Origin of the sequence: Pseudomonas sp. CAU 1711 (genome assembly GCF_039888625.1) — a bacterium.
Taxonomy (GTDB): Bacteria; Pseudomonadota; Gammaproteobacteria; order Pseudomonadales; family Pseudomonadaceae; genus Aquipseudomonas.
Map to the genome: position 1 here is coordinate 83,814 of NZ_JBDQQT010000014.1, position 25,531 is coordinate 109,344.

Consider the following 25,531-nt stretch of genomic DNA (forward strand, 5'->3'; position numbering starts at 1 on the left):
GAGACTGTTAATGCTCAAGCAATCCCTCGCCGCCCTGTCCCTGAGTGCCGCCCTGTTCGCCGGGCAGGCCATGGCCGCCGACTACGCCATCGACAAGGAAGGCCAGCACGCCTTCGTCAACTTCAAGATCAGCCACCTGGGCTACAGCTGGCTGTACGGCACCTTCAAGGACTTCGACGGCAGCTTCAGCTTCGACGCCAAGGCACCGGAGGCGAGCAAGGTCAAGGTGAGCATCAACACCGCCAGCGTCGACTCCAACCACGCCGAGCGCGACAAGCACCTGCGCAGCGGCGATTTCCTCAATGTCGACAAGCACCCGACCGCCATCTTCGAGTCCACCTCGGTGAAGAGCACCGGCGAGGGCAGCGCCGACATCACCGGCAACCTGACCCTCAACGGCGTGACCAAGCCGGTGGTGATCGCCGCCAAGTTCATCGGCGAGGGCAGCGACCCCTGGGGCGGCTACCGCGCTGGTTTCGAGGGCACGACCCGGCTGAAGCTGAAGGATTTCGATATCCAGAAGGACCTCGGCCCGGCCGCCCAGGAGGTGGAGCTGATCATCTCGGTGGAGGGGGTGCGCCAGTAATGGCGGTTCTGGGAAGGCTGAGATAAGGAGCCGGCTGCGGGGCAATGGATTGCCCCGGCTTTGCCCGCTGACGAGTCGCAAGCTGTATCAGAAATCGGTGGCTTTCCTGCGAGGGGTCATAGCGCCCATGCTCTTGATGTCTCGCGGCCTACAGGGCTCGGCCATGCGGAAATAAAAATGCCAGTCACCTGGGTGACTGGCATTTGGCCTAAGCCCTTTAGCGCAGCGAAGTCCTCAGAAGAGAACGCGGCAGCGGATGGTGCCGTTGACGTGCTGCAGCTTCTCCAGCGCCAGGTCGGAGTACTCGGCGTCGACGTCGATCACCACGTAGCCGACCTTGTCGTTGGTCTGCAGGAATTGGCCGCAGATGTTGATGCCGTTGTCGGCGAACACCTTGTTGATCTCGCTCATCACGCCCGGGATGTTGGCATGCACGTGCAGCAGGCGGTGCTTGCCCGGGTGCGCCGGCAGGGCCACTTCGGGGAAGTTGACGGCCGAGGTGGTGGTGCCGTTGTCGCTGTACTTGACCAGCTTCTCGGCCACTTCCAGGCCGATATTGGCCTGCGCCTCGGCGGTCGAGCCGCCGATATGCGGGGTCAGGATCACCCGGTCCAGGCCGCGCAGCGGGCTTTCGAACTCTTCGTCGTTGGACTTGGGCTCGACCGGGAACACGTCGATGGCGGCGCCGATCAGGTGCTCGTCCTTGATTGCCTCGGCCAGGTGGTCCAGCTCGACCACGGTGCCGCGGGCGGCGTTGATCAGGATGCCGCCCTTCTTCATGGCGCGGATTTCCTTCTCGCCGATCATCCACTGGGTGGACGGCAGCTCCGGAACGTGCAGCGACACGATGTCGCACAGGCCCAGCAGCTCGTGCAGGTTGCCGATCTGCTGCGCGTTGCCCAGCGGCAGCTTGGTCACGGTGTCATAGAAGAACACCTGCATGCCCAGGGCCTCGGCGAGTACCGAGAGCTGGGTGCCGATGGAGCCGTAGCCGACGATGCCCAGCTTCTTGCCCCGGATTTCGAAGGAGTTCGCCGCCGACTTGATCCAGCCGCCGCGGTGGCAGGAGGCGTTCTTTTCCGGGATGCCGCGCAGCAGCAGGATGGCCTCGGCCAGCACCAGCTCGGCCACCGAGCGGGTATTGGAGTAGGGCGCGTTGAACACCACGATGCCGCGCTCGCGGGCGGCGGCCAGGTCGACCTGGTTGGTGCCGATGCAGAAGCAGCCGACGGCGACCAGCTTCTTGGCGCAGTCGAACACCTCGGCGGTCAGCTGGGTGCGCGAGCGGATGCCGACGAAGTGGGCGTCGGCGATCTTCGCTTTCAGTTCTTCGCCGGACAGGGCGCCCTTGAGGTACTCGATGTTGCTGTAGCCTGCGGCCTTCAGGGTGTCGACGGCGTTCTGGTGCACGCCTTCCAGCAGAAGGAACTTGATCTTGCTCTTGTCGAGAGAGGTCTTGCTCATCGGAGTACCTGTGGTCCCACAAAAAGTGTCAGGAAAGCGGCCGCGGCCGGGCCCGCGGATCGGCTCGGGGGCACGATTGGCGGGGTGCGTATGCTAGCATACGAGCCCCGCGAAACAGCCACCCCTGGGCGATGAAGCGTTCTCAGGGTGACCATGAACCGTTTGAGAGTTCCCAGATGACCAATCCCGCCCTGATCGACGAGCTGAAGACCCTGGTGGATGCCGGCAAGGTGCTGACCGACGCCGCCTCCCTCGACGCCTACGGCAAGGATTGGACCAAGCACTTCGCCCCGGCGCCCTCGGCCATCGTCTTCCCCAAGACCATCGAGCAGGTGCAGGCCATCGTGCGCTGGGCCAACGCCCACAAGGTCGCCCTGGTGCCCTCGGGCGGCCGCACCGGCCTGTCCGCCGCCGCCGTGGCGGCCAACGGCGAAGTGGTGGTGGCGTTCGACTACATGAACCAGATACTCGCTTTCAACGAATACGACCGCACCGTGGTGTGCCAGCCGGGGGTGGTGACCAAGCAGCTGCAGCAGTTCGCCGAGGACAAGGGCCTGTACTACCCGGTGGACTTCGCTTCCAGTGGTTCCAGCCAACTGGGCGGCAATATCGGCACCAACGCTGGCGGCATCAAGGTGATCCGCTACGGCATGACCCGCAACTGGGTGGCCGGCATGAAGGTGGTCACCGGCGCCGGCGAGCTGCTGGAGCTGAACCGCGACCTGATCAAGAACGCCACCGGCTACGACATGCGTCAGCTGTTTATCGGCGCCGAGGGGACCCTGGGCTTCGTTGTCGAAGCCACCATGCGCCTGGAGCGCGCGCCGAAGAACCTCACCGCCATGGTCCTCGGCACCCCGGACTTCGACTCGATCATGCCGGTGCTGCACGCCTTCCAGAACAAGCTGGACCTGACCGCCTTCGAGTTCTTCTCGGACAAGGCCCTGGCCAAGATCATGGCCCGCGGCGATGTGCCGCCGGCCTTCGAAACCGACTGCCCGTTCTACGCCCTGCTGGAGTTCGAGGCCACCACCGAGGAAGTCGCCAACCAGGCGCTGGAGACCTTCGAACACTGCGTCGAGCAGGGCTGGGTGCTGGACGGCGTGATGAGCCAGAGCCAGCAGCAGCTGGAGAACCTGTGGAAGCTGCGCGAGTACATCTCCGAGACCATCAGCCACTGGACCCCGTACAAGAACGACATCTCGGTCACCGTCGGCCAGGTGCCGGCCTTCCTGCACGACATCGACCGCATCGTCGAAGAAAACTACCCGGACTTCGAGGTGGTGTGGTTCGGTCATATCGGCGACGGTAACCTGCACCTGAACATCTTGAAGCCGGAGAACCTGTCCAAGGACGAGTTCTTCGCCAAGTGCGCGATCGTCAATAAGTGGGTGTTCGAGACCGTGCAGAAGTACAACGGCTCGATCTCCGCCGAACACGGCGTGGGCATGACCAAGCGCGACTATCTGCACTACAGCCGTTCGGAGGCCGAGATCGCCTATATGAAGGCGATCAAGCAGGTGTTCGATCCGAACGGCATCATGAATCCCGGCAAGATCTTCCCCCTCTGAGCCTTACCACCCCTCTCCCCATGGGAGAGGGGCGGGGCGGCCCGCGCAGGGGTGAGGGATTTCCAGGCTACTCCGAGTCGCTTGCGACACCCTCACCCTGGCCCTCTCCCAGAGGGAGAGGGAAATCAATGCCCCCATCCTAGGAGTGGTCCATGAGCTACCAGCACCAGTACACCGACGGCACGCCGATCCACTTCCCGCTGGGCAAGGTGGTCTGCGTCGGGCGCAACTACGCCGAGCATGCCGCCGAGCTGAACAACCCGATCCCGACCGAGCCGCTGCTGTTTATCAAGCCCGGTTCCTGCACCGTGCCGATGGATGAGGGTTTCGCCATTCCGCAGGAGCGCGGCGCCGTGCACTTCGAGGCGGAGATCGCCGTGCTGATCGGCAAGCCGCTGTCGAAGAAGCCCTCCGCAGAGGAAGTGCTCGACGCCATCTCCGGCTACGCCCCGGCGCTGGACCTGACCCTGCGCGACGTGCAGGCGAAGCTGAAGGAAAAGGGCCTGCCCTGGGAGCTGGCCAAGAGCTTCGACGGCGCCTATGTGCTGGCGCCCTTCGTCGCGGCCGACGCGGTGGAGGATGTGCGCGATATCGGCATTCGCCTGAGCATCGATGGCCAGCTGCGCCAGGACGGCAACAGCCGCGACATGCTCAATCCCATCGTTCCGCTGATCCAGCATATCGCCGGCCACTTCAGCCTGCAGCCGGGCGACGTGGTGTCCACCGGCACCCCGGCCGGCGTCGGCCCGCTGAGCAGCGGCGAGAGCCTGGAGATCGAGCTGGTCGGTCTGTCGCGCTTCGTCAGTCGGGTGCTCTGAGGTCGCGGTCGGCGCTTCACAGAACTTTCACCCGCACCCAGTAGTCTGAGAGGCTCGATCTCCCGAGCCTCTTCCGATGTCCCTCGCTTTCCCCCTGTCCCGCCGCCGGCTCCTGGCCCTGGCGCTGGTAATCGCTGCCGCCTGCGCCAGCGCCCTCGTCCGTTACCTGCACTGGGACGATCGCGCCCTGCTGTGGTTCAAGGAGCGGAACCTGCCCGTCGCCGAGCGCGCCACCAGCATCTGGCTGCCGGGCTATCGCGCCAGCATCGAAGGCAAGCCGCTGGCCGGCCTGGAGCACGACGAGGCTTCCGACCTGGCCTACAGCCCGCTGACCGGCACCCTGTTCGCCGTCACCGGCAAGCTGCCCGTGCTGGTGGAGCTGAGCCGCAGCGGCGAGGTGCTGCGGCGTATCGCGCTCAAGGGTTTCGCCAACCCGGAAGGGCTGGCCGTGCTGGAGAACGGCATGATCGCCCTGGCCGATGAGCGCAAGCACAGCCTGTCGCTCTTCGAACTCAACCCGGACACCCGCGAGCTGAATATCCTCGACGCCGAGCCCTTCGACCTGGGCTTTGCCGACGCCGGCAACAAGGGCTTCGAGGGTGTCGCCTGGGATCCGGCGCGACAGCGCCTGCTGCTCGGCAAGGAGCGCGAGCCCACCGCGTTGTTCAGCCTGGGCAGCGACGGCCGGCAGTTGCTCGAGCAGGAGCTGCGGCCGCTGCCGAGCTACGGCCTGGGTATGCGCAATCTCTCGGCGCTCAGCGTCGACCCGCGTACCGGGCATATCCTCGCGCTTTCCGCCCAGTCGCACCTGCTGCTGGAACTGGACGAGCACGGCGAGCCGGTCAGCTTCATCAGTCTGCTCGGTGGCCAGAGCGGTCTGCAAAGCCGCATCCCGCGCGCCGAGGGCGTGGCCATGGACGAGCAGGGCACCCTCTACATGGTCAGCGAGCCGAACCTGTTCTATGTGTTTCGCAAGGACGAGCCTTTCAGCGTGCCCCCGGGTTGAGGCACGCAGCGCATTCAGCGTGCCACGCTATCGAAGCCCTGCAGCACATTGATGGCGTTGATACCGATTTCCTCCACCGCGTAGCCGCCCTCCATCACGAACAGGGTCTGCAGGCCCAGCGCGCCGATGATCTCGCCCATGCGCAGGTAGTCCGGGCTGTCCAGCTTGAACTGCGAGATCGGGTCTTCCTTGAAGGTGTCCACGCCCAGCGAGACGATCAGCGCGTCCGGCGCGTAGGCGGCGATCTGCCGGCAGGCGGCGGCCAGCGCCTGCCCCCAGGCCGACCAGTCGCTGCCGGCGGCCAGCGGGTAGTTGCAGTTGAAGCCGCGGCCGACGCCCTCGCCCTTCTCGTCGGCGTAGCCGAGGAAGAAGGGGTACTCGACGCGCGGGTCGCCGTGGATCGAGGCGAACAGCACGTCGGCGCGGTCGTAGAAGATGTCCTGGGTGCCGTTGCCGTGGTGGTAGTCGACGTCGAGTATGGCCACCCGGCGGGCGCCCTGGTCGAGCATGGCCTGGGCGGCGATGGCGGCGTTGTTCAGGTAGCAGTAGCCGCCCATGTAGTCGGCGGCGGCGTGATGGCCCGGCGGCCGGCACAGCGCGAACACCCCGCGTGCGCCCTTGGCCAGCTCGGCCTGGCCGGTCAGGGCGACGTTCACCGAGCTGCTCACCGCCTGCCAGGTGCCGGCGGTGATGGGCACGCCGGCGTCGAAGCTGTAGTAGCCGAGCTTGCCGTCGACGCACTCCGGAATGCGCTGGCGCAGGCGCCGGTTGGGCCAGGTGAAGGGCAGCATGTCGTGTTCGCGGCCAAGGGCCTGCCACTCGGCCCAGGCACCCTCGAGGAAGTGCACGAAGCCCTCGTCGTGCACCCGCAGGATCGGCGCCAGGCCGAACTCGCGCGGCACCATGATCTCGCCGAGGCCGACCTTCTTCGCCCGCGCCAGGACCATGTCGGCGCGGCTGGGCTTCTCGAAGCAGGGCGTGAGCTGGCCGTCGATCAGCTCGTACTTGCCGTGGTGCAGGTGATGGTCGTCGCTGTAGATGGTCAGCATCGCGGGCTCCTCGGCTCGACAGGGGCTATGCATGGCAGCGCGCCCGGCCAGGTAAGCATCTGTTTTACATAGAGAAGTCTATGTCGTGGGCGGGCGCTGGCGAGGATTCTAGGCGGGTGGCGCGGGGGGCAGAACGGTAGAAGCGGTCAATAGGGGATAAATTCGGCCAAGATGCGCGACCGGCGCTCAGCGCCGCAGTTCGCTCGGGGCCTGACCGCTCCAGCGCTGGAAGGCGTGGCGGAAGCTGGCCGTCTCGCTGTAGCCGAGCTGCTCGGCGATCAGGTAGATCGGCAGGTCGGTGTTGAGCAGCAGCTGGCGCGCCTTGTCGTAGCGCACCTCGTCGAGTAGATGCTGGAAGCTGGTGTCGAGCTGCCGCAGATGGCGGCGCAGGGTGCGCTCGGAGCGGTGTAGGCGGGTGGCGACGCGCTCCAGGTTGGCGCAGCCGGCCAGGTCGTCGGCCAGCTGCTGGCGGATCAGCTCGCGCAGGTCGTGGCGGCTGTGCAGTTGGGCCTCCAGCCGCATGCACTGCTGCAGGCCGTGCTGGTAGCTGACCGGGTCGGCCAGCGGCAGGGGGCGCTCCAGCAGGGTCGGAGCGAAGCACAGGGCGTTGCACTCGGCGCCGAACTCCACCGGGCAGCCGAGCCACTCGCCGTAGCGGGCGGCATGCGCCGGGGCCTGGTAGGTCAGCAGCAGGCGGCGCGGGCGCACCGCCTCGCCGAGCAGGTCCTGCACCACGGTGAGCAGCGAGGCCAGGCACAGCTCGGTGTTGAACAGGGTCAGGGCCGGGTCGTAGCGGTAGCCGGCGGCACTCAGGCGCGCCTCGCCATCCTGGGTGTGCAGATCGAGCTGGAAGTAGCTGCCGAGCAGCGCCGGGTGGGCGATGGCCAGGCGCAGCGCTTCGCCCAAATTGCGGCTGGCCAGCAGGGTATAGCCGAGCATGCCGTAGGCCGAGACATGCATGCGCTTGCCCAGCAGCAGGCCCAGAGCCGGGTCGGCGCTGGCCGCCAGGGCGTTGGCCAGCACGCGCAGTTCCTGGGCGTGACTGATCAGGCGGGTCGGGCTTTCCAGGTCGCCCGGCTGGATGCCGCTGCTGGCCAGCACCCGCTCGGCGGGCACGCCCATACGCTGCAGGACCTGCACGGCCAGGGCGACGGTGTGCAGGGTGGTCATGACGCGCTCTTGCGGTAACACTGACATGGCTGGCGTTTCCACTGCGTGGTGTTAAGTGACGGCGGCCCTTAAGCTTGAATTCAGCTGTGCCTGCTTCAATGCGGCATGGCCTCGCTCGGACTTCCCTCATGCGCCGTCTGACTCAACCCCGTTTCCTGCTGTCCCTGCTGGCTGTGCTCGTGCTCCTCGGCCTGCTGCTGGTCGCCCAGCAGTGGCGGTTGTTCGAGCGGGGCTGGTTTGCGGTGCAAGAATGGCGCCATGCGGCCGAGTGGCGTGAGGTTTCGATCTGGTTACCGGACTACCGCGCGGTGGTCCAGGCGCGGCCGGTCGAGGGGCTGGATGCCGAGGTCTCGGCGCTGACCTTCGATCCCGACCGCGGCACGCTGTTCAGCGTGACCAACAAGAGTCCCGAGCTCGTCGAGCTGTCGCTGGACGGCCGCTTGCTGCGCCGCGTCGCCCTGACCGGCTTCGGCGATCCGGAGGCGATCGAGTACATCGGTCGCGACCTCTATGTGATCGCCGACGAGCGCCAGCAGCGTCTGTTCCGCGTGCATCTGAGCGAGACGACCCGGCATGTGGATGCCGCCGACTCCGAGCAGCTGTCGCTGGGCCTGGGCCTGAACGGCAACAAGGGTTTCGAGGGGTTGGCCTACGATCCGCTCAACCGGCGCCTGTTCGCCGCCAAGGAGCGCGACCCGCTGAGCATCTACGAGATCTATGGCTTCCCTCGCATCGACCGCAGCCAGCCGTTCACCGTGCACGTGCTGGACGATCGCGAGCGCGACGGCCACCTGTTCCTGCGCGACCTGTCCAGCCTGCAGTACGACGTGGCCAGCGGCCACCTGCTGGCCCTGTCGGACGAGTCGCGCCTGGTGCTGGAGCTGAACGCCGATGGCCGGCCGATCAGCTCGCTGTCGCTGCTCGGCGGCCGGCACGGCCTGGAGAAGGGCGTGCCGCAGGCGGAAGGGGTGGCGCTGGACGACGCCGGTCGGCTGTATCTGGTCAGCGAGCCGAACCTGTTCTATCGCTTCGAGAAGAGGCCCTGAGGCCGGCCGCTCAGACGTTGAGCAGCCAGTCGTAGTCGACGATCAGCGGGGCGTGCTGGGAGAAACGCGGCTGCCGCGGCAGCTTGGCGTTGCGCACCACGCGGCGCAGGCCGGGGGTAAGCAGCTGGTAGTCGAAGCGCCAGCCGAGGTTGAGCATCTCCGCCTGCTCGCTGTCCGGCCACCAGCTGTACTGGTCGCCTTCGCGGCTGACTTCGCGCAGGGCGTCGATATAGCCCATGTTGCCTACCACCTCGTCCAGCCAGGCGCGCTCCGGGGCGAGGAAGCCCGGCAGCTGCTGGCAGTCGCGCCAGTTCTTCACGTCCAGCTTCTGGTGCGCCACGTACAGCGAGCCGCAGTAGATGTACTCGCGGCGCTTGCGCCGCTGCTTGTCCAGATAGCCGGTGAAGTCGTCGATGAACTTGAACTTGTGGTTCAGTCCTTCGTCGCCGCCCTGGCCGGACGGCAGCAACAGGGTGGCGATGCTCACCTTGTCGAAGTCGGCCTGCAGGTAGCGCCCGTAACGGTCGGCCATCTCGAAGCCCAGGCCGTGGATCACCGCCTTGGGTTGCAGGCGCGAGTAAAGCGCCACGCCACCTTGGCTCGGCACCTCGGCATCGGCCGCATAGAGGAAGTAACCATCCAGTTGGTAGGCTGGGTCGTCCAGTTCGAAGGAGGAGACTCTTGTATCCTGCAGGCAGATCACGTCGGCATTCTGGGCCTGCAGCCAGCTGAGCAATCCTCGCTCGACCGCGGCCTGAATACCATTCACGTTCACGCTGATGATCCGCATAAATGGCCCCCAAAAACACCAGCGTGTATGATACCCGAGCTCATTCCCATTAGCTAAATTCATAGCTAAATCAGTAGCCCAATCCGTGCCTTGCGGAGCTTTGCATGCAGGCGTATCAACGCGAATTCATCCGGTTTGCCATCGAGCGCGGCGTGCTGCGTTTCGGTGAGTTCACCCTCAAGTCCGGGCGCACCAGCCCCTACTTCTTCAATGCCGGCCTGTTCGACAGCGGCTTGGCCTTGGCCAAGCTGGGGCGTTTCTACGCATCGGCGCTGGTCGATGCCGGCATCGACTTCGACGTGCTGTTCGGCCCGGCCTACAAGGGCATCCCGCTGGCCGCGGCCACCGCCGTGGCGCTGGCCGAGCAGCACGGGCGCGACCTGCCCTGGTGCTTCAACCGCAAGGAGGCCAAGGATCACGGCGAGGGCGGCACCCTGGTCGGCGCAGCGCTGGCCGGGCGGGTGATGATAGTCGACGACGTGATCACCGCCGGCACCGCGATCCGCGAGGTGATGCAGATCATCCAGGCCCAGGGTGCCCGGGCGGCCGGCGTGCTGATCGCGCTGAACCGCCAGGAGCGCGGCCAGGGCGAGCTGTCGGCGATCCAGGAGGTGGAGCGCGATTACGGCATGCCGGTGGTCAGTATTGTCTCGTTGCAGCAGGTGCTGGATTATCTGGCCGACGATGCCGATCTGAAGAAACACCTGCCGGCGGTGGAGGCCTACCGCGCGCAGTACGGCATCTGAATCACGACAAGGGAACACCATGCTCAGATCGGTCGCACTCCTGGCCCTGTTTTGCTCTGTGTTGCCGCATGCCGCGTTCGCGGCCGGCGGCGCCGAGTACTACCGCTACAAGGACGATCAGGGGCGGGTCGTTCTGAGCCGTCAGGGCGTGCCGCCCGAGCATATCTCCAAGGGCTACGAGGTTCTCAGCCCGGAGGGCAGGGTGGTGCGCGTGGTGCCCCCGGCGCCGAGCCTGGAGGAGCGCCAGCGGCTGGCCGAGGAGAAGGCCAAGGCCCAGTCCGATGCCCAGTTGCTGCGCATCTATTCCGAGCCGGCCGACGTCGACCGCGCCCGTGATCGCAAGCTGGCCGAGCTCGATGGTCTGATCGGTGTGGCGCAGAGCAACCTGCACTCGCTGCGCATCCAGCAGGGCAACCTGCAGGGCAAGGCCGCCGAGTTCGAGCGTGCCGGGCGCCAGGTGCCCGAGCACCTGCTGGTGCAGATCGACAACCTCAAGGTCGAACAGGCCAACGCTGAGAAGGATATCCAGCGCTATCGCGACAGCCGCAAGGCGGCAGAGGCCTCCTTCGCCGCCGACCGCGCGCGCCTGGTCAAGCTGCTCGGCGAGCGCTGAGCCAGGGCGCCATCAGTGATGGCGCTTGCGGTTGCTGATCAGGGTGCCGACCCCGCTGTCGGTGAAGATCTCCAGCAGTACCGCATTGGGCACCCGGCCATCGATGATATGCGCGCTGGTCACGCCGCCCTGCACCGCCTCCAGGGCGCAGCGGATCTTCGGCAGCATGCCGCCGTAGATGGTGCCGTCGGCGATCAGGCTGTCCACCTGCTCGGTGGTCAGGCCGGTCAGCACCTCGCCCTGCTTGTCCATCAGGCCGGCGATATTGGTCAGCAGCATCAGCTTCTCAGCCTTCAGCGCCTCGGCCACCTTGCCGGCCACCAGGTCGGCGTTGATGTTGTAGGACTCGCCGTCGGCGCCCACGCCGATGGGGGCGATCACCGGAATGAAGTCGCCGTGCACCAGCATGTTGAGCAGTTCGGTGTTGACTCCGGTCACTTCGCCGACATGGCCGATATCGATGATCTCCGGCTGGGTCATCTCCGGGGTCTGGCGGCTGACCTTGAGCTTCTTGGCGCGGATCAGCTCGGCGTCCTTGCCGGTCAGGCCGATGGCGCTGCCGCCGTGGCGGTTGATCAGGTTGACGATGTCCTTGTTGACCTGGCCGCCGAGGACCATCTCCACCACGTCCATGGTCTGGCTGTCGGTGACGCGCATGCCGTCGATGAAATGGCTCTCGATGCTCAGCCGCTTGAGCAGGTCGCCGATCTGCGGGCCGCCGCCGTGCACCACCACCGGATTGATGCCGACCGCCTTCATCAGCACGATGTCGCGGGCGAAGCCTTCCTTCAGCTCGTCGCTCTCCATGGCGTTGCCGCCGTACTTGATCACCAGAGTCTTGCCGACGAAGCGGCGGATATAGGGCAGCGCCTCGGACAGGACCTTGGCGACTTGGGCGGCGGCTTCACGATCGAGGTTCATGGGATGCTCCATAAAACGGGTCAGAACGGCAGGTTGAGGTCGGGCGCGACGTTGTACAGCTGGGCGCGGAACACTTCCTTGATGCGCGTGAGCTCGTCCTCGCTCTCCGCCTCGAAGCGCAGCACCAGCACCGGGGTGGTGTTGGAGGCGCGCACCAGGCCCCAGCCCTTGGGGTAGTCGACGCGCACGCCGTCCAGGGTGGTCAGGTTGGCCTCGCCCCACACGCCGTCGCGCTGCAGGCGGTCGATCAGGCGGAACTTGCTCTCGTCGGTGACCGTGACATTGATTTCCGGGGTGGAGATATCCAGCGGGAAGGCGGAGAACACCTGCTCGGCGTCGCGGCGGTCCTGGCTGAGCACCTCAAGCAGGCGCGCGGCGCTGTAGATGCCGTCGTCGAAGCCGAACCAGCGCTCCTTGAAGAAGATATGCCCGCTCATCTCGCCGGCCAGCAGGGCGCCGGTCTCCTTCATCTTCTTCTTGATCAGCGAGTGACCGGTCTTCCACATCACCGGGCGGCCGCCGTAGCCGCTGATCAGGGCGCCCAGGCGGCGGGTGCACTTGACGTCGTAGATGATGTCGGCGCCCGGGTTGCGCGACACCACATCCTTGGCGAACAGCATCATCAGGCGATCGGGGAAGACCATGGTGCCCCTGTTGGTCACCACGCCGACGCGGTCGCCGTCGCCGTCGAAGGCCAGGCCCAGGTCGGCGCCTTCGCTCTGCACGCGGGCGATCAGGTCCTTGAGGTTCTCCGGCTTGCCCGGGTCCGGGTGGTGGTTGGGGAAGGTGCCGTCCACCTCGCAGTACAGTGGGATCACGCTGCAGCCCAGGGCCTCGACCAGCCTGGGGGCGATCACCCCGGCCACGCCGTTGCCGCAGTCGACCACCACCTTCATGGCCTTGGCCATGGCGATGTCGTCGCGGATCTGGGCGAAGTAACGGTCGAGGATGTCGAGTTGCTCGACGCTGCCGACGCCGCTGGCCAGGTCGTTGCCGTCGATGCGCGCCTTCAGTGCCTGGATCTGTTCGCCCGCCTGGGTGTCGCCGGCGATGACGATCTTGAAGCCGTTGTAGTCCGGCGGGTTGTGGCTGCCGGTAAGCATCACTCCGGACTTGCCTTCCAGCACATGGGTGGCGAAGTACAGCACCGGGGTCGGCACCATGCCGATGTCGGTGACCTGGCAGCCGCAGTCGAGCAGGCCCTGGATCAGTTGCTGCACCAGCTGCGGGCCGGAAAGCCGACCGTCGCGGCCGACGGCGACCCTGGGTTCGCCCTGGGCCAGGCTCTCGGAGCCGATGGCGCGGCCGATCCAGTAGGCGGCTTCGGGGGTTAGAGTGTCGCCGACCACGCCACGGATGTCGTAGGCGCGGAAGATGCTGGCGGGGAGCTTGGGAGGATTCTGCACTGCGTTTTCCATGATTGCGGGTTGGTCGAGGCCGAGGAGGTCCTGGTCCTCGTCGAGGATGTCGATATCGAGAATGTCGGTGGCCTGGAACAGCGGGTCGGCCAGCGGTTCCACCGGCGGTGGTGCGACCTTCTTCGCGCCGTTGGCGCTGGCGCCATTGTCGGTGCGGGGCGCTTCCTGGCGTCCGCGCGGCAGGCGCGCCAGGCTCTGCGCCAGGCCGTCCAGAGCGGCGAAATGCAGGCTGAAGGCCTTGACCGATTTGCCGGCGGCCAGTTCCTGGAGCATGCCGGCCAGTTGTTGCACGTCGCCACGCAAGCGGCCGAGCAGATGGTTGCGGGTCAGCATCAGGCCGAGCAGGGCGCCGGCCAGGCTCAGTAGCACGGCGATGGCGAGAATCATAGGCGACAGGGCGGCGCCGCTGGCCGGACCAGAGGTGAACTCCAGGCGCCAGTTGGGGTTGCCGCTGTCGAAGGCCACGGCCTGGCCGTCGGCCGCCGGAGTGCCGCGTTGCAGCAGCAGTTGGGGCGCGCCGTTGGCGAACTGCTGCTGAAGCTGCAGCTGGCCGGCGTCCGCGGGCAGGGCCGGCAGGGTGGCGAGCAGGCGTTCGAGATCGACCACCAGCAGCAGGGTGCCCTGGGCGCGCGCACTGTCCGGGCTGCGCAGCGGGGCGGCGCTGTAGGCCAGCCAGCGGTCGCCGATCTTGTAGGCCTCCACCGCCGGCGCCTGGCCGCTCTCCAGGCGCCGCAGCATGTCCAGCGCGGCGAAGTTCATCGGCCCGCGGCGGTCGACGTTGAGCGAGGCCTGCCCTGGCAGGTTGAGGTGGGCGTCGACCACGCCCTGCCAGCGCAGCAGGCTGCGCTCGGCATTGGCGATCAGCTCGCGCTCGCCGCTGTGCAGCGCGGCCAGCAGGGTCGGGTCGCCGGCCGCGGCCTGGGTGTCGGCCTGCAGCTGGCGCTGGGCCTGCTGCAGGGCGCTGGCCTGGCTGCCGCCCCAGGCCTCGATCAGCCGTTGCTGCTGCTGTTGGGCGCCGCCGCTGAGGTTGACGACGATCAGCGCCGCACCCAGGCCGATGCCGAGCAGCGCGGCGATGGCGCCGGGCAGTAGGGCCTGCGGATCGTTGCCGTTCTTGCGCGGCGGCTTGGCGCTGGGGGTGATGAGGTTCTGCTCGTTATCCTTGGCTGCACGCTTGAACAGTTTCACGCATGTCTCCCTTTGCGAGTCAGTGGCTGCCGGAGTGGCCGAAACCGCCGGCGCCGCGTTGGCTGGCGTCGAATTCCTCGACCAGTTCGAAGTGCGCCTGCACCACCGGCACCAGCACCAGTTGGGCGATGCGCTCGCCGACGGCGATGGTGAAGGCGGTGTTGCTGCGGTTCCAGCAGGACACCATCAGCTCGCCCTGGTAGTCCGAATCGATCAGGCCGACCAGGTTGCCCAGCACCACCCCGTGCTTGTGGCCCAGGCCCGAGCGCGGCAGCACCAGCGCGGCCAGACCCGGGTCGGCGATATGGATGGACAGGCCGGTGGGGATCAGCAGGGTCTGACCCGGTTCCAGTACGCAGTCTTGCTTGAGCATGGCGCGCAGGTCGAGGCCGGCGGAGCCTGGGGTGGCGTACTGCGGCAGGGGGAAGTCGCTGCCTAGGCGCGGGTCGAGAATCTTGGCTTGCAGAGCGTGCATGTCGGGTTCCGTAGACGAGTGGATCAGGCGCGGCTGAGGCGCTCGGCGATGAAGGCCACCAGTTGGCGGGCGATCTTGCTCTTGCTGGTCTGGGCGAAGGCGCTGGCCTGCAAGTCGCGGTCGATCACGGTGATCGCGTTTTCCTCGCTGTTGAAGCCGATGCTGGGGTTGGCCACGTCGTTGGCGACTATCAGGTCGAGGTTCTTGTCCTTCAGCTTGCGCTCAGCATACCCGAGCAGATTCTCGGTTTCTGCGGCGAAGCCCACGCTGAAAGGGCGATCTTCACGGCCGGCGAGGGTGGCGAGGATGTCCGGGTTGCGCACCAGTTGCAGGAGCAGGCCCTCGCCGCTGCAGGGGTCCTTCTTCATCTTGTGCGCGGCCACCACCTCGGGGCGGTAGTCGGCGACGGCGGCGGAGGCGATCAGCAGGTCGCAGGGCATGGCGGCCTCGCAGGCGGCCAGCATGTCGCGGGCGCTGACCACATCGATGCGGTTGACCCGATCGGGGGTTGGCAGGTGCACCGGGCCGGTCACCAGGGTCACCCTGGCACCGGCCTCGACGGCGGCCTCGGCCAGGGCGAAGCCCATCTTGCCGGAGCTGTGGTTGGTGATGTAACGCACCGGGTCGATGTTTTCCTGGGTCGGGCCGGCGGTGATCAGCACATGCCTGCCGGTCAGGGCCTGCCACTGGAAGCAGTCGGCGGCGCGTTGCGCCAGTTCCTCGGCCTCCAGCATGCGCCCGGGGCCGACGTCGCCGCAGGCCTGGCTGCCGGCTGCCGGGCCGAACAGCTTGAGGCCGCGCTGGGTGAGGATCTCGGCATTGGCCTGGGTCGCCGCATCGCGCCACATGGCCTGGTTCATCGCCGGCGCCAGGGCGACCTGGGCGTCGGTGGCCAGCACCAGGGTGCTCAGCAGGTCGTCGGCCACGCCCTGGGCCAGGCGCGCCATGATGTCGGCGGTGGCCGGGGCGATCAGTACCAGGTCGGCCCACTTGGCCAGCTCGATATGGCCCATGGCGGCCTCGGCGGCCGGGTCGAGCAGGTCGAGGTGCACCGGGTGGCCGGACAGGGCCTGCAGGGTCAGCGGGGTGATGAACTCGCGGCCGCCGCGCGTCATCACCACCCTCACCTCGGCGCCCTGGTCGCGCAGGCGGCGGACCAGCTCCGCGCTCTTGTAGGCGGCGATGCCGCCGCCGACGCCCAGGACGATGCGTTTCCGATACAGCCGCTGCATAGGCCTGCCTTAATAATGTCAGTGGATGGCAACGCGACGACGACACCTCCCCAGGCCGGCCGCCGCGCCGAAAAAGCCGGGCTAAGATAGCACAGGGCCTGCAGTGGAACAGCGGGCGGCACGACAGGGAGAAGTCATGAGCATTCGCGATTGGCCCGCGGCGGAGCGCCCGCGGGAGAAGTTGTTGGAAATGGGGGCGGCGGCGCTGAGCGACGCCGAGCTGCTGGCGATCTTCCTGCGCACCGGCGTGGCCGGGCAGAGCGCGGTGGACCTGGCGCGCCATCTGCTGAGCGACTTCGGCGGCCTGCGCGCCCTGCTGGAGGCCGATCTCGGCAGCTTCAGCCAGCGCCTGGGGTTGGGGCCGGCCAAGTTCGCCCAGTTGCAGGCGGTGCTGGAGATGGGTCGGCGCCATCTGGCCGAACGGCTCAGGCGCGATTCGGCGCTGGAGAGTCCGCAGGCGGTGCGCGACTACCTCAAGGCGCGCCTGCGCCACGAGCCGCACGAGGTGTTCGGTTGTCTGTTCCTCGACGCCAAGCACCGGGTGATCTGCTTCGAGGCGCTGTTCTTCGGCTCCATCGACGGCGCCAGCGTCTACCCGCGCCAGGTGGTCAGGCGGGCCCTGGCGCACAATGCGGCGGCGGCGATCCTGGTGCATAACCACCCGTCCGGGGTGGCCGAGCCCAGCCAGGCCGACCGCCTGCTCACCGAGCGGCTGAAGGAGGCGCTCGGCCTGATCGAGGTACGGGTGCTCGATCACTTCATAGTCGGTGACGGCGAGCCGCTATCCCTGGCCGAGCGCGGTTGGCTGTAGCCGCGCTCAGCGCGCCAGGCGGACCCTGGAGAAGTCCTGGCGGCCGAAGGGGCTGACCGCATAGCCCTCGACTTCCTTGCGCAGCAGGGCGAAGGCGGTCGGGTGGGCCAGCGGCAACCACAGCGCCTGCTGCTGGATCAGCGCCTGGGCATCGCGGTACAGCGCGCTGCGCCGCTCCTGGGAGCTGACGGCCTTGCCTTCGGCGATCAGCCTGTCCAGCTGCGGGTCGCAATAGCGCGCGAAGTTCAGCCCGGACTGCAGCGAGGCGCAGGCGAACTGCGGGGTGAGGAAGTTGTCCGGGTCGCCATTGTCGCCGGCCCAGCCCATGAACAGCAGGTCGTGTTCGCCGGCCTTGGCCCGGCGGATCAGCTCGCCCCACTCGATCACGCGGATCTCGGCGCGGATACCGACCTTGGCCAGGTCGGCCTGCAGCAGCTGGGCGCCGAGGGTCGGGTTGGGATTCAGCAGGCTGCCCGAGGGGCGGGTCCAGATGGTGGTCGCGAAGCCTTCCGCCAGGCCGGCCTCGGCCAGCAGCGCGCGGGCCCTGGCCGGATCATGGGCGTAGCCCGGCAGGTCCCTGGCATGGCTCCAGGTGTTCGGCGGGTAGGGGGCTTCGGCCGCGCTGGCGCTGCCGGCGAACACTGCGTCGAGGTAGCTGGCCTTGTCGAAGGCCAGGTTGATGGCCTGGCGCACCTGCGGCTTGTCCAGCGGCGGATGCTGGCTGTTGAGGGCGACGAAGGCGGTCATAAAGGCAGGGGTCTCACTAACTGCCAGGTGGCTGTCCGTGCGCGCGGCCTGCACGTCCAGCGGCTTGGGCGACAGGGCGATCTGGCACTCGCCGCGCTTGAGCTTCTGCAGGCGCACATTGGCGTCGGGGGTGATGGCGAACACCAGGGCGTCGACGGCCGGCTTGCCGGCGAAATAGTCCGGGTTGGCCGTGTAGCGGATCGCCGCATCCTTCTGGAAGCGCTTGAGCAGGAAGGGGCCGGTGCCCACCGGCTGGCTGTTGAGCTTTTCCGGTGTGCCTGCGGCCAGCAGCTGGTCGGCGTATTCGGCGCTATAGATGGAGGCGAAGCCCATGCTCAGGGTGGCGAGGAAGGTGGCGTCCGGGTGCTTGAGCACGAAGCGCACGCTCATCGGCGTGGGCGACTCGATGCGTTCGATCAGGCTCGGCCACTGCATCGACTGGGCGTGCGGATAGCCGCTGGCGGCCACCTGGTGCCAGGGGTGCGCGGGGTCGAGCATGCGCCGGAAGCTGAACAGCACGTCGTCGGCGTTCATCTCGCGGCTTGGGGTGAACCACTCGGTGCGCTGGAATTTCACCCCGGGGCGCAGCTGGAAGGTCCAGCTCAGGCCGTCGGCGGAGGCCTCCCAGCGCTCGGCCAGGCTGGGCACCAGCTGGCCGGCTGCGGCGTCGTAGTCGAGCAGGCGGTTCATCAGCACGTCGGCCGAGGCATTGGTGGTGGTCAGCGAGTTGTACTGCACCACGTCGAAACCATCCGGGCTGGCTTCGCTGCAGACGCTGAGGGTGGCGGCCTGGCTCAGCAGCGGGGCGAGCAGCAGGGGCAGGGTGGCAAGGCGCATCGCGTGTCCTCCGATCGACGAGAGCCCAACCCTAGACCAATGCAGGGAGGTGGACAACGAAATCCGGCGACGAGCGGTCGCCCACCGCCGAGGGCGATGGTGTGGCGCTCCAGGCTCCGCCCGGTGTCGGCGAAGCGCGGCAATTCTTGCGAGGGGGTGGCTGTTCTGGTATAAAGCAGCGCTCTTTTCTAGGGGCCCGGTCAAGCGGCGACGCAAAGCGCCGGTAAGACCCCCGAGAAACGCGGCGCTGAGCGCCAAATGACTATTGAGTTCAAGCGGCCAACCCATGCCGGGTTGGGCATGTGGTTTAGAGGGCTGAGGCATGTCGAGAGTCTGTCAAGTTACCGGTAAGGGTCCGGTAACCGGGAACAACATTTCCCACGCGAACAACAAAACCCGTCGTCGTTTCCTGCCGAACCTGCAGCACCATCGCTTCTGGGTCGAGTCCGAGAAGCGCTTCGTGCGTCTGCGCGTTTCCGCCAAGGGCATGCGCATCATCGACAAGCGTGGCATCGACGTAGTTCTGTCCGAACTGCGCGCCCGCGGCGAAAAGGTTTAAGGAGCTAATCATGCGTGAACTGATCCGTTTGGTGTCCAGCGCCGGTACCGGCCACTTCTACACCACCGACAAGAACAAGCGCACCACCCCGGACAAGATCGAGATCAAGAAGTACGATCCGGTCGTCCGCAAGCACGTGACCTACAAGGAAGCCAAGATCAAGTAATTGATCCGGTCCTTGCGAAAAACCCGCCAATCGGCGGGTTTTTTCATTTCTGGGTTCGGGCTCAGCTCTGGATGGTCGCCGCCGGATTGATCACCCGGCCCAGGCCGAGGTTGCGCAGGGCCAGGTGCAGCGAGCTGTGGATCACCTGCGGGTTGTCGATGCGCATCAGCTGTTCGAGCAGCTCGCGGGCCTTGTTCGAGCTGATCTGGCGCAGCAGCCACTTGACCTTGGGCAGGTTGGTGGCGTTCATCGACAGGCTGTCGAAGCCCATGGCCAGCAGCAGCACGGCGCAGGCCGGGTCGCCGGCCATCTCGCCGCAGATGCTTACCGGCTTGCCTTCGGCATGCGCACCGTCGACCACCAGGCGCAGCGCGCCCAGCACCGCCGGGTGGAGGAAGTCGTAGAGGTCGGCCACGCGCGGGTTGTTGCGGTCCACCGCCAGCAGGTACTGGGTCAGGTCGTTGGAGCCGACCGAGAGGAAGTCGACCTGGCGTGCCATCTCGCGGACCTGGTAGACGGCGGCGGGAATCTCGATCATCACCCCCACCGGTGGCATGGGGATATCCACGCCCTCGTCGCGCACCTCGCCCCAGGCGCGGTGGATCAGGTGCAGGGACTCTTCCAGTTCCTGCAGGCCGGAGATCATCGGCAGCAGGATGCGCAGGTTGTTCAGACCCTCGCTGGCCTTGAGCATGGCGCGCACCTGGACCAGGAAGATCTCCGGGTGGTCGAGGGTGACGCGGATGCCGCGCCAGCCGAGGAAGGGGTTCTCTTCCTTGATCGGGAAGTAGGACAGTGCCTTGTCGCCGCCGATGTCGAGGGTGCGCATGGTCACCGGCAGCGGATGGAAGGCCTGCAGCTGCTCGCGGTAGGTGGCCAGCTGCTCCTTCTCGCTGGGGAAGCGCTCGCCGTTCATGAACGGCACTTCCGTGCGGTACAGGCCGACGCCCTCGGCGCCGCGCTCCTGGGCGCGCTTGACGTCTGCCAGCAGGCCGGTGTTGACCCACAGCGGCAGGCGCTGGCCATCGAGGGTCTCGCAGGGCAACTCGCGCAGCGCGTCGAGGCCCTGGGCCAGCTGGCGCTCCTCCTCGACCACCTCGGCGTACTGCTTGCGCAGGCTCTCGCTGGGGTTGGTGAAGACCTCGCCGTGGTAGCCGTCGACTATCATCTCGATGCCGTCGACCTTGGAGTAGGGCAGGTCGACCGCGCCCATCACCGTGGGGATGCCCATGGCGCGGGCGAGGATGGCCACGTGCGAGTTGCCCGAGCCTGTCACCGAGACCAGGCCGACCAGCTTGCCCTCCGGCACCAGGCCGAGCATGGCCGGCGACAGTTCCTCGCTGACCAGAATGCTGTTGTCCGGGTAGACCAGGGTCTGCTTGCGCTCCTCCTGCAGGTAGGCGAGCAGGCGGCGACCGAGGTCGCGCACGTCGGCGGCGCGCTCGCGCAGGTAGGCGTCGTCCATCAGCTCGAAGCGCGAGACGTGCTCGTTGACCACCTGGCGCAGCGCGCCCTGGGCCCACTGGCCGGTCTCGATGACCTTGCGCACCTCGTTGCCGAGGGCGTTGTCGTCGAGCATCATCAGGTACACGTCGAACAGCGCCAGCTCCTCCTTGCGCAGCTGGCTGGCGAGCTTCTCGGACAGCTCCTGCATGTCCTCGCGTACCCAGTCCAGGGCCTTGCCGAACAGCGCCAGCTCGGCCTCGATGTCGTCGATGCTCTTGTCCGGCACCACGTCCAGGTCGGCCGGCGGCAGTACCACCACGGCGCTGCCCACGGCCGCGCCGGGGGCGCCGGGCACGCCGACGAAGCGGGTCTCCTGGATGCCCTTGCCGAGCTTGCCCAGGCCGCGGATCGAGCCGGTGGCCTCGGCGTGGGCGATCACCCCGGCGAGCTGCGCGCTCATGGTGACCAGGAAGGCTTCCTCGCCCTCGTCGAACTGGCGGCGGTCGCGCTGCTGCACCACCAGCACGCCCATCACCCGGCGGTGGTGGATGATCGGCGCGCCGAGGAAGGAGGCGTAGCGTTCCTCGCCGGTCTCGGGGAAGTACAGATAGCGCGGGTGCTCGGAGGCGTGCTCGAGATTGAGCGGCTCCTCGCGGGTGCCGACCAGGCCGACCAGGCCCTCGTTGGGCGCCATGCTGACCTTGCCGATGGAGCGCTTGTTGAGGCCGTCGGTGGCCATCAGGACGAAGCGGTTGCTCTCCGGGTCGAGCAGGTAGACCGAGCAGACGTGGCTGCCCATGGCCTCCTTGACCCGCTGCACGATGATCGTCAGCGCCGCCCGGAGATCCTTGGCGGCGTTAACTTCCTGGACGATCTTGCGCAGGATATTGAGCATGCGGGCTTCCGTCAGTCGCGCACCGGCAGGCGCGGGGCTAATTCCTTGAGGGCGCGGCGGTAGACCTCGCGCTTGAACGTCACCACCTGGTTCAGCGGGTACCAGTAGCTGACCCAGCGCCAGCCGTCGAACTCCGGCTTGCCGGTCAGGTCCATGCGCACCCGGTTCTCGTCGCCGACCAGCTTGAGCAGGAACCACTTCTGTTTCTGCCCGATGCACAGCGGCTGGCTGTGGGTGCGCACCAGGCGCTGCGGCAGACGATAACGCAACCAGCCACGGGTGCAGGCGAGAATCTTCACATCCCGCTGCTCCAGGCCGACTTCCTCGTGCAACTCGCGGTACAGCGCCTGCTCGGCCGACTCGTTGGGGTTGATGCCGCCCTGGGGAAATTGCCAGGCATCCTGGTTGATGCGCCGGGCCCACAGCACTTGGCCGACATCATTGGTCAGGATGATGCCGACATTGGGGCGAAAACCATCGGAATCGATCACGACACAGCACCTCGAAAACGCAAGTTTCGGCATTGTTCCACAAAGGCCGCGGGCGCAGCAAACGCGGGCTCTCTGCCGTGGGCAGGGGGGACGAAAACGGCTATTCTGGCGGCCCTTTTGGCCGTATCGATTCAGGTATTCCCGTGCGCCTAGCCCTCTTCGACCTCGACAACACCCTGCTCGCCGGCGACAGCGACCACAGCTGGGGCGAATTCCTCTGCGAGAGCGGGCGGGTCGATGCCGCCGAGTACCGCGCGCGCAACGATGCCTTCTACGCCGACTACTGCGCCGGCCGGCTCGATGTGGTGGCCTACCAGAGCTTCACCCAGGCCGTGCTGGCGCGCACCGAGGCCGCCGAGCTGGCGCGCTGGCAGGCCGAGTTCATGGCCGAGGTGATCGAGCCGCTGATCCTGGCCAAGGGCGAGGCGCTGCTGCGCCAGCACCGCGAGGCCGGCGACAAGCTGGTGATCATCACCGCCACCAATCGCTTCGTCACCGCGCCCATCGCCGCGCGCCTGGGCGTGGATACCCTGATCGCCACCGAGTGCGGCATGCGCGATGGACGCTACACCGGCCAGGTGGAGGGCGTGCCCTGCTATCAGCAGGGCAAGGTGGTGCGTCTGAACCAATGGCTGGCCGAGACCGGTCACAGCCTGGACGGCGCCTGCTTCTACAGCGACTCGCGCAACGACCTGCCGCTGCTCGAGGCGGTGAGCCAGCCGGTGGCGGTCGACCCCGACGACAGCCTGCGCGCCATCGCCGTGGCGCGCGGCTGGCCGGTGCTCAGCCTGCGCGACTGAGCCCTGCCGACATGGATGTCAGCCCCGCTTCACTGATCGCCAGCGATGTGGCGTCGGCCATGCTCGGTTCGGCGCTGGCCAGGCGGCTGCTGGCCGACGGTCTGGCGCTGATCCGCCGGGCGCCCGGCGAGGACGCCCGGCGCTGGCGCCGGCATCGCCTCGCCGGGCGTGAACATCTGTTTGCCCAGCCGCTGACGCTCACGCCCTACGCGGCCAGCGCGCCCTGCTCGGCGCGTTGCCATTTCTGCTCGGAAAACCTGCGCCGGCTCGATGGCGCGCCCACGCCGGCGCTGTTGCGCCCGGATGCCCGCTATTTCGCCGGTCTGCGCCAGGCGCTCGGCGAACTGCGGGGGCTGCCCCGTTCCTATTCGCTGTCCGGCCTGGAGGCCAGCGACGATGCCGACTGGCTGCTGCAGCTGCTGGCGTGCCTGAGCGATCCGGCCGACCTGCCGGACGTCGAGCAGCGCGTGCTCTACTCCAACGGCGCCGGTCTGGCGGCCGCGCGCGGCGCGCAGCTGCTGACGGCGCTGGAGCGTTTCGGCCTGTCCTGGCTGGAGCTGTCGCGCCACCATCACGAGGCCGAAGCCAACCAGCGCATCATGCGCTTTCGTCCGGGGCTGGCGGTGGCCGGCGGCGAGGGCTTTCACGCCCTGCTGCGCGATGTCGCCGGGCGTTTCCCGGTGCAGCTGGTGTGTCTGCTGCAACGCGGCGGCATCGACTCCCCGCAGGGCGTGGCCCGTTATCTGGACTGGGCGGCGCGGCTCGGCGTCTGCGGCGTCATCTTCCGCGAGCTGTCGCGCCTGGACCAGGGCTACCGGGCCAATGCCACGGCGCGCTATGTGGAGGAGCGGCGGGTGAGCCTGGAGCCGCTGCTGCAGGCCTGCCTGGATGACCGCGAGCTGGGCCTGGCGCCGCAGGCGCTGACCGACGGCTACTACTTCTGGAACCTGCGCTTGCGCCATCGCAGCGGCCTGCAGGTGGTCTTCGAGTGCTCGGACTATCGCGTCATGCACCGGCGGCACGCCGAGGACCGGGTCTACAAGCTGGTGTACTTCGCCAACGGCCAGCTCTGCGCCGGCTGGCAGCCGGGCCGGGATGTCCTGCTGGAGACGGGGCATGGATAGCCGTAGCTGGATGCTGCTGGAGCAGGAGGACCCGCGCTGGCGGCTGCCCGACGACCTGCGCCGGCGCGACCCCTTCGCCGCCCGTGACTGCGGCTGGGTGGAGCAGATGCGCCCGTTTATCCGCCAGTTCTCGCGGCCCGGCGAGCGGGTGCTGGATCCTTTCTGCGGCTTCGCCAGCACATTGCTGGCCGCCCACCTTGAGGAACGCGCCGGGTTGGGCTACGAGATCGACCCGGCGCGCGCCGAGCTGGCCCGCGAGCGCCTGGCCCGGCATGGCGCCATGGCGCAGCGGGTGGTTGCCGCCGACATCCTGCGCGAGCCGCCGCAGGGCGGCATCGATCTGTGCCTGACCAACATCCCCTACTTCGGTTGCGGCTGGGCCTCGGGCGACCCCGACCAGCTGTATGCCAGTGCCGACTACGCCGGTTATCTGCAGCGTCTCGGCGAGCGCTTGCGCCTGATCCGCCAGCTGCTGGCGCCGGGGCGCTACTGCATCGTCATGGCCGAGAACCCGCAGCTGGGCGGGCAGATGCTGCCCCTGGCCTGGGACGTGGCCAGGCTGCTGGCCGGGCAGTTGCAGCTGTGCGAGGAGCGCGTCCTGCTCTATCCCAAGCCGGTCGAGGCGCTGGCGCCGATGAGTTGCCACAGCGATCGCAGTCACGAGTACGCCCTGATCCTGCGCAAGCAGGCCGAGGCGCCGGCCCCGGAAGCCGGGCTGGCGCTACTGCGGGCCATGCAGGCGGCCGGCCTGCGCTTCGCCCTGTTCGGCAGCTTCGCCGCCTGGCTGGAAGATGCGGCGCGGCCCTGGCCCGCGGATATCGACCTGTTGCTGCCGGCCGAGGACGCAGCGGTCAATGCCCTGCTGGCCTGGCTGCAGGGGCAGGGTTTCGCCCTGAGCTGCTGGCAGCAACCGCTGGAGTTGCCGGTGCGCCTGGCCGAGTATCGCGGCCGCTACTACTTCCGCGCCGAACGGCTGCAGCGTGGCGGAGAACGGCTGCGCCTGGATCTGTGTTTCGAGCTGGACGGCGCCGATGTGGCCGAGCGCCTGGGTGGTCTGCGTTTCTGCCAGGGACTACCGCTGGCCGGCTAGAGCGGTTTGGCCACCATCAGCCAGAAGATCGCGATAAAGGCGATAAAGGCCGGCCAGCCCAATACGAACCAGATGCGCATATAGCGCTGCGCCCGTTCCGGCAGCTCGCCGTCGCCCTGCAGGGCTGCGCTGGCCATATCGCGTACCCGCATCTGCAGCCACAGCACCGGCAGCCAGCACAGCCCGGCCAGCACGAACAGGCCCAGGCTCCATAGCAGCCAGTTCTGGCTTAGCGGCCAGCCGGCGACCCTGGTCAGGGCCAGGCCGGAGAGCGGCTGAAACACCGCGCTGGTGGCGATAAACAGCCAGTCGGCGGTGACCAGGTGGCGGAAGGTCACCGCTATCACCTCGACCCGCCCGCTGCGCCAGGCGCGCAGCGCGTAATAGGCCGAGCCCAGCCCGGTGCCGAACAGCAGGGTGGCGGAGAGGATATGCAGGGTCTTGAGCAGCAGGTACAGGGTCATCGCGTGGG

At 67.5% G+C, this 25,531-nt stretch carries 25 protein-coding genes; 13 read left to right on the plus strand and 12 right to left on the minus strand.

The genetic code is table 11. The features are described from left to right. Positions 1-10: 10 nt before the first annotated feature. Complete coding sequence (locus AAFN46_RS16315; protein ID WP_347809751.1) at positions 11-586, plus strand: YceI family protein; 576 nt, start codon at positions 11-13, stop codon at positions 584-586. Positions 587-820: 234 nt separating this feature from the next. Here the strand turns inward: AAFN46_RS16315 and serA are convergent, their stop codons facing one another. Then, positions 821-2,050: a phosphoglycerate dehydrogenase gene (gene serA, locus AAFN46_RS16320; protein WP_347809752.1), complete on the minus strand. Its 1,230-nt coding sequence runs from the start codon at positions 2,048-2,050 to the stop codon at positions 821-823. A gap of 176 nt (positions 2,051-2,226) precedes the next feature. On the opposite strand from serA, the gene AAFN46_RS16325 reads away from it, so the two are divergent. From AAFN46_RS16325 to AAFN46_RS16335, 3 genes are all read left to right on the plus strand, one after another. Then, complete coding sequence (locus AAFN46_RS16325; protein ID WP_347809753.1) at positions 2,227-3,621, plus strand: FAD-binding oxidoreductase; 1,395 nt, start codon at positions 2,227-2,229, stop codon at positions 3,619-3,621. 152 nt (positions 3,622-3,773) lie between these two features. Next, positions 3,774-4,439, plus strand: coding sequence for a fumarylacetoacetate hydrolase family protein (locus tag AAFN46_RS16330; RefSeq protein WP_347809754.1), 666 nt, complete (start codon positions 3,774-3,776; stop codon positions 4,437-4,439). 76 nt (positions 4,440-4,515) lie between these two features. Further along, the gene (locus tag AAFN46_RS16335) at positions 4,516-5,445 is read left to right on the plus strand and encodes an SdiA-regulated domain-containing protein (RefSeq protein WP_347809755.1); all 930 of its coding nucleotides are present in this window, start codon (positions 4,516-4,518) and stop codon (positions 5,443-5,445) included. A gap of 14 nt (positions 5,446-5,459) precedes the next feature. On the opposite strand, the gene AAFN46_RS16340 is transcribed toward AAFN46_RS16335, so the two are convergent. After that, positions 5,460-6,494, minus strand: coding sequence for a histone deacetylase family protein (locus AAFN46_RS16340; protein ID WP_347809756.1), 1,035 nt, complete (start codon positions 6,492-6,494; stop codon positions 5,460-5,462). Positions 6,495-6,680: 186 nt separating this feature from the next. Continuing rightward, the gene (locus AAFN46_RS16345; protein WP_347809757.1) at positions 6,681-7,664 is read right to left on the minus strand and encodes an AraC family transcriptional regulator; all 984 of its coding nucleotides are present in this window, start codon (positions 7,662-7,664) and stop codon (positions 6,681-6,683) included. Between the two features lie 128 nt (positions 7,665-7,792). On the opposite strand from AAFN46_RS16345, the gene AAFN46_RS16350 reads away from it, so the two are divergent. Next, positions 7,793-8,710 carry an SdiA-regulated domain-containing protein gene (locus AAFN46_RS16350; protein WP_347809758.1) on the plus strand — a complete coding sequence of 306 codons (918 nt, stop codon included), beginning with the start codon at positions 7,793-7,795 and terminating at the stop codon, positions 8,708-8,710. Between the two features lie 10 nt (positions 8,711-8,720). Here AAFN46_RS16350 and AAFN46_RS16355 read toward each other — a convergent pair whose 3' ends face one another. Next, complete coding sequence (locus tag AAFN46_RS16355) at positions 8,721-9,500, minus strand: exodeoxyribonuclease III (RefSeq protein WP_347809759.1); 780 nt, start codon at positions 9,498-9,500, stop codon at positions 8,721-8,723. 104 nt (positions 9,501-9,604) lie between these two features. On the opposite strand from AAFN46_RS16355, the gene pyrE reads away from it, so the two are divergent. Together pyrE and AAFN46_RS16365 are read left to right on the plus strand one after the other, a co-directional pair. Then, on the plus strand, positions 9,605-10,246 hold the full coding sequence (pyrE, locus tag AAFN46_RS16360; protein ID WP_347809760.1) for an orotate phosphoribosyltransferase: 642 nt from the start codon (positions 9,605-9,607) through the stop codon (positions 10,244-10,246). A gap of 19 nt (positions 10,247-10,265) precedes the next feature. Next, positions 10,266-10,859, plus strand: coding sequence for a DUF4124 domain-containing protein (locus AAFN46_RS16365; protein ID WP_347809761.1), 594 nt, complete (start codon positions 10,266-10,268; stop codon positions 10,857-10,859). Between the two features lie 12 nt (positions 10,860-10,871). On the opposite strand, the gene argB is transcribed toward AAFN46_RS16365, so the two are convergent. The 4 genes from argB to coaBC all read right to left on the minus strand — a co-directional run bounded on the left by argB (position 10,872) and on the right by coaBC (position 16,093). Continuing rightward, on the minus strand, positions 10,872-11,780 hold the full coding sequence (gene argB, locus AAFN46_RS16370) for an acetylglutamate kinase (protein WP_347809762.1): 909 nt from the start codon (positions 11,778-11,780) through the stop codon (positions 10,872-10,874). Positions 11,781-11,800: 20 nt separating this feature from the next. Continuing rightward, positions 11,801-13,198 carry a phosphomannomutase/phosphoglucomutase gene (gene algC / locus AAFN46_RS16375; RefSeq protein ID WP_347809802.1) on the minus strand — a complete coding sequence of 466 codons (1,398 nt, stop codon included), beginning with the start codon at positions 13,196-13,198 and terminating at the stop codon, positions 11,801-11,803. 1,207 nt (positions 13,199-14,405) lie between these two features. Beyond that, positions 14,406-14,861 (minus strand): dUTP diphosphatase, encoded by a 456-nt coding sequence (gene dut, locus AAFN46_RS16380; RefSeq protein ID WP_347809763.1) that lies wholly within the window; start codon positions 14,859-14,861, stop codon positions 14,406-14,408. Positions 14,862-14,884: 23 nt separating this feature from the next. Beyond that, positions 14,885-16,093, minus strand: coding sequence for a bifunctional phosphopantothenoylcysteine decarboxylase/phosphopantothenate--cysteine ligase CoaBC (coaBC, locus tag AAFN46_RS16385; protein WP_347809764.1), 1,209 nt, complete (start codon positions 16,091-16,093; stop codon positions 14,885-14,887). 136 nt (positions 16,094-16,229) lie between these two features. Between coaBC and radC the strand changes: the two genes are divergently transcribed. Beyond that, positions 16,230-16,904, plus strand: coding sequence for a DNA repair protein RadC (radC, locus tag AAFN46_RS16390; protein ID WP_347809765.1), 675 nt, complete (start codon positions 16,230-16,232; stop codon positions 16,902-16,904). Between the two features lie 6 nt (positions 16,905-16,910). Here radC and AAFN46_RS16395 read toward each other — a convergent pair whose 3' ends face one another. Further along, the gene (locus AAFN46_RS16395; protein WP_347809766.1) at positions 16,911-18,488 is read right to left on the minus strand and encodes an ABC transporter substrate-binding protein; all 1,578 of its coding nucleotides are present in this window, start codon (positions 18,486-18,488) and stop codon (positions 16,911-16,913) included. A 322-nt stretch (positions 18,489-18,810) separates the two neighbouring features. Here AAFN46_RS16395 and rpmB point away from each other — a divergent pair, with 322 nt between their 5' ends. Both rpmB and rpmG read left to right on the plus strand, forming a co-directional pair. Further along, positions 18,811-19,047 carry a 50S ribosomal protein L28 gene (rpmB, locus tag AAFN46_RS16400; RefSeq protein WP_039806568.1) on the plus strand — a complete coding sequence of 79 codons (237 nt, stop codon included), beginning with the start codon at positions 18,811-18,813 and terminating at the stop codon, positions 19,045-19,047. 10 nt (positions 19,048-19,057) lie between these two features. Then, entirely contained in the window at positions 19,058-19,213 is a 156-nt protein-coding gene (gene rpmG / locus AAFN46_RS16405) for a 50S ribosomal protein L33 (RefSeq protein ID WP_021702025.1), read from the plus strand. A 61-nt stretch (positions 19,214-19,274) separates the two neighbouring features. Here the strand turns inward: rpmG and ptsP are convergent, their stop codons facing one another. Further along, complete coding sequence (gene ptsP / locus AAFN46_RS16410; protein ID WP_347809767.1) at positions 19,275-21,554, minus strand: phosphoenolpyruvate--protein phosphotransferase; 2,280 nt, start codon at positions 21,552-21,554, stop codon at positions 19,275-19,277. Positions 21,555-21,565: 11 nt separating this feature from the next. Continuing rightward, positions 21,566-22,045, minus strand: coding sequence for an RNA pyrophosphohydrolase (locus AAFN46_RS16415; RefSeq protein WP_347809768.1), 480 nt, complete (start codon positions 22,043-22,045; stop codon positions 21,566-21,568). A gap of 143 nt (positions 22,046-22,188) precedes the next feature. Between AAFN46_RS16415 and AAFN46_RS16420 the strand changes: the two genes are divergently transcribed. From AAFN46_RS16420 to AAFN46_RS16430, 3 genes are read left to right on the plus strand one after another with little or no spacing between them, the layout of a single operon-like run. Next, positions 22,189-22,845, plus strand: coding sequence for an HAD family hydrolase (locus AAFN46_RS16420; RefSeq protein WP_347809769.1), 657 nt, complete (start codon positions 22,189-22,191; stop codon positions 22,843-22,845). Between the two features lie 11 nt (positions 22,846-22,856). Then, complete coding sequence (locus AAFN46_RS16425) at positions 22,857-23,969, plus strand: hypothetical protein (RefSeq protein WP_347809770.1); 1,113 nt, start codon at positions 22,857-22,859, stop codon at positions 23,967-23,969. Then, entirely contained in the window at positions 23,962-25,059 is a 1,098-nt protein-coding gene (locus tag AAFN46_RS16430) for a DNA methyltransferase (protein WP_347809771.1), read from the plus strand. The genes AAFN46_RS16425 and AAFN46_RS16430 overlap by 8 nt, the downstream gene beginning before the upstream one ends. Here the strand turns inward: AAFN46_RS16430 and AAFN46_RS16435 are convergent. Beyond that, positions 25,056-25,523: a DUF2269 domain-containing protein gene (locus AAFN46_RS16435; protein ID WP_347809772.1), complete on the minus strand. Its 468-nt coding sequence runs from the start codon at positions 25,521-25,523 to the stop codon at positions 25,056-25,058. The two genes, AAFN46_RS16430 and AAFN46_RS16435, sit on opposite strands and share 4 nt — an antisense overlap. Positions 25,524-25,531 lie beyond the last annotated feature (8 nt).